General features: G+C 71.3%; 10 protein-coding genes. All 10 read right to left on the minus strand.

The window, feature by feature from the left end:
- Window positions 1-13 precede the first annotated feature (13 nt).
- Entirely contained in the window at window positions 14-2,065 is a 2,052-nt protein-coding gene (locus tag ACFQW8_RS17835) for a primosomal protein N' family DNA-binding protein (RefSeq protein ID WP_380089695.1), read from the minus strand.
- Window positions 2,066-2,201: 136 nt separating this feature from the next.
- Window positions 2,202-3,422 (minus strand): methionine adenosyltransferase, encoded by a 1,221-nt coding sequence (gene metK, locus ACFQW8_RS17840; protein ID WP_380089696.1) that lies wholly within the window; start codon window positions 3,420-3,422, stop codon window positions 2,202-2,204.
- A gap of 231 nt (window positions 3,423-3,653) precedes the next feature.
- The gene (locus tag ACFQW8_RS17845; protein ID WP_380089697.1) at window positions 3,654-4,964 is read right to left on the minus strand and encodes a bifunctional phosphopantothenoylcysteine decarboxylase/phosphopantothenate synthase; all 1,311 of its coding nucleotides are present in this window, start codon (window positions 4,962-4,964) and stop codon (window positions 3,654-3,656) included.
- A gap of 7 nt (window positions 4,965-4,971) precedes the next feature.
- Window positions 4,972-5,235, minus strand: coding sequence for a DNA-directed RNA polymerase subunit omega (rpoZ, locus tag ACFQW8_RS17850; RefSeq protein WP_380089698.1), 264 nt, complete (start codon window positions 5,233-5,235; stop codon window positions 4,972-4,974).
- A 4-nt stretch (window positions 5,236-5,239) separates the two neighbouring features.
- Window positions 5,240-5,818 carry a guanylate kinase gene (gmk, locus tag ACFQW8_RS17855; RefSeq protein WP_380089699.1) on the minus strand — a complete coding sequence of 193 codons (579 nt, stop codon included), beginning with the start codon at window positions 5,816-5,818 and terminating at the stop codon, window positions 5,240-5,242.
- Window positions 5,815-6,132: an integration host factor, actinobacterial type gene (gene mihF / locus ACFQW8_RS17860; RefSeq protein WP_380089700.1), complete on the minus strand. Its 318-nt coding sequence runs from the start codon at window positions 6,130-6,132 to the stop codon at window positions 5,815-5,817. The genes gmk and mihF overlap by 4 nt, the downstream gene beginning before the upstream one ends.
- 222 nt (window positions 6,133-6,354) lie before the next feature.
- On the minus strand, window positions 6,355-7,215 hold the full coding sequence (gene pyrF / locus ACFQW8_RS17865; RefSeq protein ID WP_380089701.1) for an orotidine-5'-phosphate decarboxylase: 861 nt from the start codon (window positions 7,213-7,215) through the stop codon (window positions 6,355-6,357).
- The gene (locus ACFQW8_RS17870; RefSeq protein ID WP_380089702.1) at window positions 7,212-8,174 is read right to left on the minus strand and encodes a dihydroorotate dehydrogenase; all 963 of its coding nucleotides are present in this window, start codon (window positions 8,172-8,174) and stop codon (window positions 7,212-7,214) included. Before ACFQW8_RS17870 ends, pyrF begins: the two co-directional genes overlap by 4 nt.
- Window positions 8,174-9,061 carry a dihydroorotate dehydrogenase electron transfer subunit gene (locus ACFQW8_RS17875; protein WP_380089703.1) on the minus strand — a complete coding sequence of 296 codons (888 nt, stop codon included), beginning with the start codon at window positions 9,059-9,061 and terminating at the stop codon, window positions 8,174-8,176. Before ACFQW8_RS17875 ends, ACFQW8_RS17870 begins: the two co-directional genes overlap by 1 nt.
- Window positions 9,058-12,375 (minus strand): carbamoyl-phosphate synthase large subunit, encoded by a 3,318-nt coding sequence (gene carB, locus ACFQW8_RS17880; RefSeq protein WP_380089705.1) that lies wholly within the window; start codon window positions 12,373-12,375, stop codon window positions 9,058-9,060. Before carB ends, ACFQW8_RS17875 begins: the two co-directional genes overlap by 4 nt.
- Between the last annotated feature and the right edge of the window lies 1 nt (window position 12,376).

The raw sequence follows: 12,376 nt of genomic DNA on the forward strand, positions 1-12,376 counted from the left end.
GCCCGCTGACGCGTCAGCTCGCGGGATCGCGCGGGTCCAACCGCGCCGTCAGGGGGGCCGAGTCCTTGCGCGCAGATCGGCGCGCCCGCATCGCCGCCACCTCGGCAGCGAGCGCGGGCCCGTCGGGCAGCGGCGCGCTCAGCACGAGGCGCTCGGTGTCGGCATCGACCGGCAGCGGGCCGAGGACACGCACCGACTCCCCCAGCCGCATCTCCGCCACGGCTGCCTGGAGGGCCGAGCGCGCCCCGGTCAGCGTGGCCACGCGAGCCGTCGGCGGCAGCGAGAGCTCCGTGCGCTCGCCGAGCTCACGGTCGGCGAACCACGCGGGGTCCCAGCGCACGAGTGCCTCGACCGCGGGGACCGTCGTGTGGGTCGGGACGCCGGCGAGCACGGCCACTCCCCCGTCAGCCGCGCCGCGAGTGAGCCCGACGGCATTCATCCACCGTCGCAAGGACTCCTCGGCCGCGTCGAGGGACGGGCGGTCGAGCAGCGCCCAGGCGTCGAGGAGGAGGCAGGCGGCATACCCGTCCTCCGCCACCGGCTCGGCGCCCGGCGTCGAGATGACGAGTCGCGGCCGGGAGTCCACGTGGTCGACGACGGCTCCGGCGCCCGAGGTCGTCACGGGCACCCCCGGGAACGCGCGCCCCAGCTCCTCCGCCGTGCGCCGGGCGCCCACCACCGACGAGCGAAGCCGCGGCGAGCCGCAGTGGGGGCACTCGAACCGAGTCTCGACGGCCCCGCACCAGCGGCAGGTCGGGGGCTGACCCGGCCCATGCAGCCCGAGAGGGCCGGCGCAGACGCCGCACCGCGCCGGGCGGCGGCAGTCCTGGCACGAGAGCGAGGGGAGATAGCCACGACGCGGCACCTGGACGAGCACCGGTCCTCGGGTCAGGCCCTCCTTGGCCACCTGCCACGCGGCCGAGGGCAGGTGGGCACGCGCGGCGGCGGGGTCGCGGGCGAGGTCCGCCCCTTCGCCGGCCACCCGGACCCGCGAGACCACCCGCCGCACGACGGCTCGGTCGGCTTCCAGGGGCACAGCCACACCATCGGCACACCACCGCGCCAGGGCAGCCGTCCGCACGAAGCCGGCACTCAGCAGCGCGGCGCCCTCGATCCCGACGCGGATCCGGGCGACCTCACGGACCTGCGGATAGGGCGCGCGCTGCTCGTCGTGGAGGTCGTCGCCGTCGTCCCACCAGGCGACGAGTCCGAGGTCGCGCACCGGGGCGAACACCGCCGCGCGGGTGCCCACGACCACCCGCACGTGTCCCCTCAGAACCTTGACGTATGCCGTGTAGCGGGCCTGCGGCCCTTGGTCGGCGGTGAGGCGGACGTGGTGGCCCTTGCCGAGGCGGTCGGTGAGCGCGGACTCGACGCGAGCAACGTCGCGGGCGTCGGGGACCACGATGATGCTGCCCCGACCCCCCGCCAGAGCCGCCGCTGCGGCATCCGCGAGCAGTCTCGGCCAGTCCTGCACCGGGTCGGTGGCCGGCGCCGCGAGCAGCGACGTCGCGGGGGCACCGCCTGCGGCGAGCCGGGAGAGGAAGGCGGGCCCGCCGGCATACCGGCTCCAGGCGACCGACTCGAGGGTCGGCACGGCGTCGACGTCGGGTGCGGCGAGCGCGAGGGCCTTCTCCGCCGCTGCGTGCCGGGGTGGCACGGCGAGGCGCAGGACATCGCCGACCACACCGCCATAGCGCCGGGCCACCTCTCGGGCCGCAGCGAGCACGGCCGGTGTGAGCACGGCCTCGGGAGAGACGACCCGCCGGATCGTCGCCAGCCTCCCCTCGTGCTCGGCGGCGGCCGCACGCGAGACGACGAAACCGTCGAGGTCCTGCCCGGCGAAGCGGACCTTGACCCGAGCGCCGGGCACGACCTCGGCAGCCATCGCCGCGGGCACGAGGTACTCGAACGGTCGGTCGAGGTGGGCCAGCCCGGTGTCGACGAGGACGGAGGCGACCGGGTCGACCTCGGCGACGGGTTCGCCGCCGGTCCTGGGCTTCGGCCGGGTGCGGGCAGAGGGCTGGATGAGCTCCAGCTGCGTCCCCTCGTCCCGCTCGGTCATCCCCCGAAACTAGACGACGCACCGGACACTGCCGGGCCGGGCCCGGGTTGCCCCAGCGCCACGCAGACAAGCGGGCCCGCCGCTCTCGTCGTGAAACGAGGAGCGGCGGGCCCGGCTGGGTCGTCCGTCGGGTCCGTCAGCCCTTGACCGCGCGCTGGAGCTCGTCGACACGGTCGGTGCGCTCCCACGTGAACGGGTTGTGGACACCCTCGGCCGACGTGCGACCGAAGTGGCCGTAGGCCGCCGTGGTCTTGTAGATCGGGCGGAGGAGGTCCAGCGCGTCGAGGATCGCGGCGGGGCGCAGGTCGAAGACGGAGAGGATCGCGTCCTGGATCTTGTCGGCCGGTGCCGTCTCGGTGCCGAAGGTCTCGACATAGATGCCGACCGGCTGCGCCTTGCCGATGGCGTAGGCGACCTGGACCTCGCAGCGACGGGCGAGCCCCGCGGCCACGACGTTCTTGGCGACCCAGCGGGTGGCGTAGGCGGCCGAGCGGTCGACCTTGGACGGGTCCTTGCCCGAGAAGGCGCCGCCGCCGTGACGGGCCATGCCGCCATAGGTGTCGACGATGATCTTGCGGCCGGTGAGGCCGGCGTCGCCCATGGGCCCGCCGATGACGAACGTCCCGGTCGGGTTGATGAGCGAGCGGTAGTCGGAGGTGTCGAGGTCGGTGCCGGACTCGGCGAGCTCGGCCAGCACCGGTGCGATGACGTGCTTCTCGATGTCGGGGCTGAGCAGCCCGTCGAGCGAGATGCCGTCGGCGTGCTGGGTCGACAGGACGACGGTGTCGAGCTTGACCGCCTTGTCGCCCTCGTAGCTGATGGTCACCTGCGTCTTGCCGTCGGGGCGGAGGTAGGCGAGCTCATCGCTCTTGCGCACGGCGGTGAGCTGCTCGGCCAGGCGGTGGGCCAGATAGATGGGGAGCGGCATGAGCTCGGCGGTGTCGTCGCAGGCATAGCCGAACATGAGGCCCTGGTCGCCCGCGCCCTGCTTGTCGAGCGGGTCGACGGCGCCGGTGCGGCTCTCGTATGCCGTGTCGACACCTTGCGCGATGTCCGGGCTCTGCTGACCGATGGAGACCTCGACCCCGCAGGAGGCGCCGTCGAAGCCCTTGGTCGAGGAGTCGTAGCCGATGCCGAGCACGGTGTCACGGACGATCTTGGGGATCTCGACGTAGGCCTCGGTCGTCACCTCCCCCGCGACGTGGACCAGGCCGGTGGTGACCATCGTCTCGACGGCGACCCGCGCCCGGGGGTCCTGCTCGATCATGGCGTCGAGGATGGAGTCGGAGATCTGGTCACAGATCTTGTCGGGGTGACCCTCGGTGACGGACTCGGACGTGAACAGGCGTGCAGCCACCCGGGATACTCCTTCATGCGGGAACGGTTCGACGCACCGGCGCGGCGCGACGGCCAAATCTAGCCGGTCGCGCCGGTTGATGGGAAAGCGGCCCATCAGCTGGCGGGGCACGCGCCGCGAACGCGGACGTCGCCCAGGCGCCACACCACTCGAAGTAGCACCACCCGCCGTGGTGCGCGTGGGCGCGCGGCGTGTCGCGCTACCTCGACCTCGCGCGGTCGCGTTCCCGGCTCAGAGGAGGGTGGCGACGACGTCCCAGACAGCGTCGGAGACCACCGCCTTGGTGGCCGGACCGACCTCGACCGACTGCCCACCGCTGCGGCGCAGGATCGTGACGGTGTTGTCGTCGGCGCCGAAGGTCTTGTCCTCGCCCACCTCGTTGACGACGAGCACGTCGCAGCCCTTGCGCTCGAGCTTGGCCCGCGCGTGGTCGAGCACCGAGCCGTCGTCGTCACCGGTCTCGGCGGCGAAGCCCACGATGACCGGGCTGTCGGAGGCGCCACGCGTCTGGACGAGCTCGGCGAGGATGTCGGGGTTGCGCACGAGAGTGATCGTCGGCGCGGAGTCGTCGTCGGTGCCGTCGACGTGGGTCGCGTGGGTCTTCTTGATCTTGGCGGGCGCATAGGTCGCGGGACGGAAGTCGGCGACGGCGGCGGCCATGACGACGACATCGCCCTCCGCGGCCGCCGCCAGGACCGCCCCGCGCATCTGCAGCGCAGTCTCGACGGGGACGACCTCGACGCCGGGCAGGTCGGCTGCGGCGGACGTCACGAGGGTCACCCGGGCACCTCGCTCGGCGGCGGCGACGGCCAGTGCGTGGCCCTGCTTGCCGGAGCTTCGGTTGCCGAGGTAGCGCACCGGATCCAGCGGCTCACGGGTGCCTCCAGCGCTCACGACGACGCGTCGACCCGTGAGGTCACCCCGTCGTTCCGGGGTCAGCGCACCCCTGAGGTCTGCGGACGCGGACGCTCCCGCTGCCCCCTGAGCCGACGCAGCGGAGCCGGCAGCGGAGGCCGAGCGGGCAAGCTCACGCTCGCACACGGCATACAGGTCCTCGGGCTCCGGAAGGCGGCCGGGCCCGGTGTCCTTGCCGGTGAGGCGACCACTGGCCGGCGGCACGATGTGCACGCCGCGCTCGGTAAGTGTCGAGACGTTGGCCTGGGTCGCGGGGTGGTCCCACATCTCCGTGTGCATCGCCGGGGCCATGACGACCGGGCAGCGAGCCGTGAGCAGGACGTTGGTGAGGAGGTCATCGGCCTGCCCCGTCGCGGCCTTCGCGAGGAGGTCAGCGGTGGCCGGCGCGACCATGACGAGGTCGGCCTCCTGGCCGAGGCGCACGTGTGGCACGTCATGGACGCCGGTCCACACGTCGGTGCTCACGGGCTTGCCGGAGAGCGCCGCCCACGTGGGGGCGCCGACGAACTTCAGCGCGGCCGCCGTCGGCACGACAGTGACGTCGTGCCCCGCCTCGGCGAGGAGGCGCAGCAGCGAACAGGCCTTGTATGCCGCGATGCCGCCCGCCACACCGAGGACGACGCGCACGGGTGGCTCAGTCCTCGATCTTCTCTGAGGTCAGCAGGCTGCCGTTGATCTCGCGCAGGGCGATGGAGAGGGGCTTCTCGTGCACCTCGGAGTCGACGAGCGGGCCGACGTACTCGAGCAGGCCGTCCTGGAGCTGCGCGTAGTAGGCGTTGATCTGGCGTGCGCGCTTGGCCGAGTAGAGGACCAGGGAGTACTTGGAGTCGGCGTGCGTGAGGAGCTCGTCGATCGGCGGGTTGGTGATGCCGATGGGGTTGGCCTTGGTGCCTGACACGGAATCAGTCTCGTTTCGTCTGGTGGGGGGTGCGCATCAATGATACGAGTTCGTCGGCCACCCGCCGAACGTCGTCGTTGACGAGGGTCACGTCGAACTCCTCGGCGGCGGCCAGCTCGGCCCTGGCCGTCGTCAGTCGCACCTCGCGCTCCTCCGGCGACTCGGTGCCGCGCCCGACCAGCCTGCGCACCAGCTCGTCCCAGCTCGGGGGGGCCAGGAAGACGAAGAGCGCGTCCGGCATCGTCTCGCGCACCTGCCGCGCACCCTGCAGGTCGATCTCGAGCAGAGCCGGTCGGCCCTGGACCAACGCGGCCTCGACGGGACCGCGCGGCGTGCCGTACTGCGCCCGGCCGTGCACGGTCGCCCACTCGAGGAACTCGCCCTGGTCGACCATGCGGCCGAACTGCTCGTTGGACACGAAGTGGTAGTGCCTGCCGTCGACCTCTGTCGGGCGGGGCCTGCGGGTCGTCGCGGAGACGGAGAGCCACACGTCGGGGTGGTGCTCACGCACGTATGCCGCGACGGTGCCCTTGCCGACGGCCGTCGGGCCGGCGAGCACGGTGAGCCGGGAGGTCCCGGTCACGCCTTGTCGAAGCGCATGAGCAGAGCGGAGATCTGGTTCTGACCCAGTCCCCTGACGCGACGGCTCCCGCTGATGCCGATGTCCTCCATGAGGGCCTTGGCCTTGACCCGACCGACGCCGGGCATCGACTCGAGCAGCGCGGTCACGCGCATCTTGCCGATCACGTCGTTCGACTTCCCTTCACTGATGACCTCGCTGAGATCACCCTGTGCGTACTTGAGGCGGTTCTTGACGGCTGCCCGCTCGCGTCGAGCCACCGCCGCCTTTTCCAGCGCGGCAGCGCGTTGCTCGGGGGTCAGCGGCGGGAGTGCCATGGCGGAAGTCCTCCGTTGAAATCTCGAGGCGCTGCTTCTCAACGCCTGCCGACGATTTAATCACGGTCGGCTGAACTCGGCTCTGGCACGTCGGGACTGGCCCGGTGTCAAGAAGGGCCCGGGCACGGGCACAGCGACGGACTGACGCAAGGACTGCGAGCCGGGCACGCAGTCACGACTGGCCCGGACCGCGACGCCTCGGCTCGCCGCCGCACTTGGCCCTCAGTGCAGGAGGCGGGCCAGGTCCTCGTTGGTGCGCGCCACCGCTGCTCGCAGGTCGGGGACGCCCGGACCTGCGGCCAGGACCTCGCGACTGCTCGCTGGCAGGACGTTGGGGAGCGCGTCACCGAAGACGCGCCTGAGGCCCTCGGGCGTGCCGCCCTGGGCACCGACACCCGGCGCGAGCAGTGGCCCGTTGACCCCTGCGAGGTCGAGGCCCAGGTCGTGCGCCGCAGTCCCGATCGTGGCGCCGACGACGAGCCCGGTGCTCCCGAGATCACCGGTTGCCAGCGCGGCTGCGTTCTCGGCGGCGGCCCCAACAACCATCGACTCGGCGACGCTGACGCCGTCGTGTCGCGCGTGCTGGACCGACGGGCCCTCGGGGTTGGAGGTCAGCGCGAGCACGAAGACTCCACGTCCGTTGTCGGCGGCCGCGTCCAGTGCCGGGCGCAGCGACTCGAAGCCGAGATAGGGGCTCACCGTCAGTGCGTCGGCTGGTGCCGACGCTGAGCTGCCGAGGTATGCCGCGGCATACGCCGACATCGTCGATCCGATGTCGCCTCGCTTGGCGTCGAGGAGGACGAGCGTGCCTGCGGCACGCAGGTCGCGGATCGCCTCCTCGAGGACGGCGATGCCCGCAGAGCCGAAGACCTCGAAGAAGGCCGACTGCGGCTTGACGATGCCCACGTGGCCACCGAAGGCCTCGACGCAGGCGCCGGTGAAGGCACGCAGCCCGTGGAGGTCGTAGGTGAGGCCCCAGGACTCGACGAGGGACTGGTGCGGGTCGAGGCCGGCGCAGAGCGGACCGTGCTCGGCCATCGCGGTGCGCAGTCGCTGGCCGAAGGTCGCGGTCGGTGCGGTCATGGGGTCACCATCCTGTCGTGAGCGATTCCGACGAGCTCGGTGATCCGGGCGACGCCGTGGGTCGCGGCGAGGGCCTCGAGCTCGGTGAGGACGCGCTGGGGAGCGGTCGGGTCGTTGAAGGTCGCGGTGCCGACCTGGATGCCGGTGGCTCCGGCGGCGATGAGCTCGAGGGCGTCGCGACCCGTGCGCACTCCCCCAACGCCGATGAGGGGCACCGTCTGGAACCGCCCCTCACGCATGGCGGCGGTGACCTGCCAGAGGGCCCGGACGGCGACCGGCCGGATCGACGGGCCGGAGAGGCCACCGGTCACGCCACCGAGCTGAGGTCGCAGGCGATCGGTGTCGATGACCATGCCGAGCAGGGTGTTGATCATCGTCAGGCCGGTGGCGCCGGACTTCACCGCCGCGTCGGCGATCGTCACGATGTCGGTGACGTCGGGGGTGAGCTTGGCGAACATCGGCACGTCACGGGGCAGCTGCTCGCGCACCAGTGAGATGACCTTGCCCGACGCCAGCGGGTCGCAGGCGAAGACGAGACCGCGGTTGGCGACGTTGGGACAGGAGATGTTGACCTCGACGCCGATGACGCAGTCGAACGCGTCGCTCTCGGCGAGCACCTTGGCCACGTCGGCGAACTCCCCCGCGGTGTTGCCGGCGATGGAGACGAGGACGCGCGCCCCGACCGACTTCAGCCAGGGCAGGTCCTTCTCGACGAACGCGCGGATGCCGGGGCCCTGGAGGCCGATCGAGTTGAGCATGCCCGAGCTCGTCTCGGCCATGCGCGGTGTGCCACGGCCGGAGCGCGCGTCCATCATCACCGTCTTGGTGACGAACGCGCCGAGACCGGAGACGTCGAAGAAGCGGTGCAGCTCGCGCCCGTTGGCGGCGCACCCAGATGCGGTCATCACCGGGTTGGGCAGGGTCCGCCCGGTGAAGGTCACGGACATGTCGACGGCCATCAGTGACCTCCCACCCTCGGAGCCCCGACGGCGTCCTCCGGGACGCCACACACGCCGTCGTGGAAGGCCTCCCAGCGGATGCGGTCGCCACGGAAGACCGGCCCCTCGACGCACGAGCGCACCATCGAGGTGACCCCATCCTTGTTGCGCACGGGCATGACGCAGGTCATGCAGACCCCGACACCGCAGGCCATCGACTCCTCGACCGCCACCTGGGCCACGGCGCCGTGCTCGGCCGCCACCCGGGTGACCGACTGAAGCATGCCCATCGGTCCGCAGGCGTAGGCCACGGGAGCGCCGGTGCGCTGGAACACCTCGGGCAGGACGTCGCTCACCCAGCCGCGTTGTCCGGCCGAACCGTCGTCGGTCGTCACGGTGACCCGATCAGCCGCCCGACGCGCCTCGACGACGCCGAAGAGCCGGTCCTCGGACGCCGCGCCGAGCACCATCTCGACCGGGCAGCCGCGTCCTCGCAGGACCTCGGCCAGCCAGAACAGCGGCGCCGACCCGTAGCCACCCCCGACGAGCACGCAGGGCACCGGCTCGGTCGGCAGGGGGAACGGCCGCCCCAGCGGTGCCACGACGTCGACCGCGTCGTGCGCCCGCAGCCTCGTGAGCCACTCCGTCCCGGCGCCCTTGGCCGCGATGACGAGGTCCATCGTGCCGCCGTAGGTGCCGGACGGGCTCACCTTGTGGATGGAGAACGAGCGTCGCAGGAGGTTGCCGGTCGTCGGACCGCCCACGGCCAGGGCCGCGAACTGGCCCGGGCGGGCGAGCTCGGCGACCCCGGGCGCGACGATGGTGAGGTGGTGGTAGGCGCCCACGCGACGGGTGGCGATGACCTCGCCCTGCACCTGGACGACGCCGCTGGATCGGGTCTCACTCACTTGTCGGCCACCTGCATGAGGTCGAGGTGACGCGCGTGCTCCTGGAGCGAGGTGACCGTGAGGTCTCCCCGACGCAGGGCCTCGATCGCCTGGACGGCGGCAGCGAACTCCTGCACGGTCGTGATGAGCGGGACGTCGGCGGTGTTGGCCGCGGCCCGGATCGCGTACCCGTCTGCGCGTGCACTCTGCCCGGTCGGCGTGTTGATGACCATGGCGATCTCGCCGTCGAGGATGAGCTGGCCGATCGTGCGTGCGTCGCTGGCCTCGGCATCGCCCTCACGCTCGGTGATCTTGCGGATGACTTTGGCGGGAATTCCGTTGCGCCGCAGCACATCCGTCGTGCCGGACGTCGCCACGATATCGAAGCCGAGGTCGACGAGCCGGTTGACCGGGAAGAGCATCGCGCGCTTGTCGCGGTTGGCGACGGAGACGAACACCGTGCCCGCGTCGGGAAGGCCGCCGTATGCCGCGAGCTGGCTCTTGCCGAACGCCCGGCCGAACGTCGTGTCGATGCCCATGACCTCGCCGGTCGAGCGCATCTCGGGCCCGAGGAGGCTGTCGACCATGGAGCCGTCGGCCTGCCGGAAGCGGTGGAAGGGCAGCACCGCCTCCTTGACCGAGATCGGTGCGTGCGGCGGGAGGTTGCCTCCGTCGCCGCTGGGCGGGAGCACTCCCTCGGCGCGCAGCTCGGCGATGGTCGCGCCGAGCATGATGCGGCTCGCGGCGTTGGCCAGGGCCACACCGGTCGCCTTGGCGACGAAGGGCACCGTCCGCGAGGCGCGCGGGTTGGCCTCGAGGACGTAGAGGATGTCCTGCGCCAGGGCGAACTGGACGTTCATGAGCCCCACGACGCCGATCCCCCGGGCCAGCTTGAGCGTGCTCTCGCGCACGAGCTCGATCTCGGCGTTGCCGAGGGTCGCGGGCGGAAGGGTGCAGGCGCTGTCGCCGGAGTGGATGCCGGCCTCCTCGATGTGCTCCATGACGCCGCCGAGATACATCTCGGTGCCGTCGTAGAGGACGTCGACGTCGATCTCGATCGCGTCGTCGAGGAAGCGGTCGACGAGCACCGGGTGCTCCGGCGAGGCCTGCGTGGCACGCTCGACGTAGGTGATGAGGGTGTCGTCGTCGTAGACGATCTCCATCCCGCGCCCACCGAGCACGTAGGACGGTCGCACGAGGACCGGGTAGCCGATGTCGCGCGCCACCGCGAGGGCTTCAGAAGCGCTGTATGCCGTGCCGTGCTTGGGCGCGGGCAGCTTCGCCTCTGCGAGAACTCGGCCGAAGGCCCCGCGGTCCTCGGCGAGGTCGATCGCCTCGGGCGAGGTGCCGACGATGGGCACGCCGGCGTCCTTGAGCGCGCGTGCGAGTCCGAGGGGCGTCTGGCCACCGAGCTGCACGATGACGCCCGCGATCGGGCCGGCCTGCTTCTCGGCGTGGTAGACCTCGAGGACGTCCTCGAGGGTGAGGGGCTCGAAGTAGAGGCGGCTGCTCGTGTCGTAGTCGGTCGAGACCGTCTCGGGGTTGCAGTTGACCATGACGGTGTCGTAGCCGGCGTCGCGCAGGGCGAAGCTGGCGTGGACGCAGGAGTAGTCGAACTCGACGCCCTGTCCGATGCGGTTCGGGCCGGAGCCGAGGATGATCACGGCCTCCCGCTCGCGCGGCACGACCTCGGTCTCCTCGTCGTAGGAGCTGTAGTAGTAGGGCGTCTGGGCGTCGAACTCGGCCGCGCAGGTGTCGACGGTCTTGAAGACCGGTCGCACCCCGAGGGCGTGACGGACCCCGCGAACGACACTCTCCGGCATACGTCGGAGCTCGCTGAGCTGGGCGTCGGAGAAGCCGTGACGCTTGGCCAGCCGCAGCAGCTCCGGCGTCAGCTCGGGTGCATCGCCGACCTCGCGGGCGATGTCGTTGACGAGCTCGATCTGGTCGAGGAACCAGGGGTCGATGCGGGTCGCCGCGTGGGTCTCCTCGACGGTGGCTCCGCCGCGCATGGCCTGCTGGACGGTGACGATCCGCCCGTCCGTCGGCCGGGCGGCCACCGTGAGCAGCTCGAGCGCCTCGTCGCGGGTGGGGGTCTCGCCACGCCAGTGGAACGAGGAGCCCTTGCTCTCGACCGAGCGCAGCGCCTTCTGCATGGCCTCGGTGAAGTTGCGCCCGATCGACATGGCCTCGCCGACCGACTTCATCGTCGTCGTGAGGGTGTCGTCGGCGGAGGGGAACTTCTCGAAGGCGAACCGCGGCACCTTGACGACGACGTAGTCGAGGCTCGGTTCGAAGCTCGCCGGCGTCTCCCGGGTGATGTCGTTGGGGACCTCGTCGAGGGTGTATCCGATGGCCATCTTGGCGGCGATCTTGGCGATCGGGAAGCCGGTCGCCTTGGACGCCAGCGCCGAGCTCCGCGAGACGCGCGGGTTCATCTCGATGACGATGATGCGGCCGTCCTGCGGGTTGACCGCGAACTGGATGTTGCAGCCACCGGTGTCCACGCCGACCTCGCGGATGATCGCGATGCCGACGTCACGCAGCCGCTGGTACTCACGGTCGGTGAGGGTGAGCGCGGGCGCGACCGTGATCGAGTCACCGGTGTGCACGCCCATGGGGTCGAGGTTCTCGATGGAGCAGACGACCACGACGTTGTCCTTGTGGTCGCGCATCACCTCGAGCTCGTACTCCTTCCAGCCCTTGATCGACTCCTCGAGGAGGACCTCGGTGGTCGGGCTGGCCTGCAGTCCGGCACCGGCCATGCGTCGCAGCTCGGCCTCGTCGTGCGCGAAGCCGGACCCGAGCCCACCCATGGTGAAGGAGGGGCGAACGACCATCGGGTAGCCGAGCTCCTGCGCGGCCGCGAGACAGTCGTCCATCGTGTGGGCGATGACCGAGCGGGCGCTCTCGGCGCCACAGCGTTCGACGACGCCCTTGAAGAGCTGACGGTCCTCACCGAGCTGGATCGCCTCGACGTTGGCGCCGATGAGCGGGCAGTTGTACTTCTCGAGGACACCGTTGTCGTGCAACGCGATCGCGCAGTTGAGGGCGGTCTGGCCACCGAGGGTCGCGAGCACCGCGTCGGGGCGCTCCTTCTCGATGATCTTCTCGACGACCTCGGGGGTGATCGGCTCGATGTAGGTCGCGTCCGCGAACTCCGGGTCCGTCATGATCGTCGCAGGGTTGGAGTTCACGAGGATGACGCGCACACCCTCCTCGCGCAGGACCCGGCACGCCTGGGTGCCCGAGTAGTCGAACTCGCAGGCCTGCCCGATGACGATCGGGCCGGACCCGATGACGAGGACGCTCGTGATGTCGTCGCGCTTCGGCATG

Origin of the sequence: Knoellia altitudinis, from assembly GCF_042666355.1 — a bacterium.
Taxonomy (GTDB): domain Bacteria; phylum Actinomycetota; class Actinomycetes; order Actinomycetales; family Dermatophilaceae; genus Knoellia; species Knoellia altitudinis.

Coding starts and splice junctions, on each gene's coding strand:
- carB (WP_380089705.1), bottom strand. CDS start 12,375: ATGCCGAAGCGCGACGACATCACGAGCGTCCTCGTCATCGGGTCCGGC.
- ACFQW8_RS17835 (WP_380089695.1), bottom strand. CDS start 2,065: ATGACCGAGCGGGACGAGGGGACGCAGCTGGAGCTCATCCAGCCCTCT.
- mihF (WP_380089700.1), bottom strand. CDS start 6,132: ATGGCACTCCCGCCGCTGACCCCCGAGCAACGCGCTGCCGCGCTGGAA.
- ACFQW8_RS17870 (WP_380089702.1), bottom strand. CDS start 8,174: ATGGCCGTCGACATGTCCGTGACCTTCACCGGGCGGACCCTGCCCAAC.
- pyrF (WP_380089701.1), bottom strand. CDS start 7,215: ATGACCGCACCGACCGCGACCTTCGGCCAGCGACTGCGCACCGCGATG.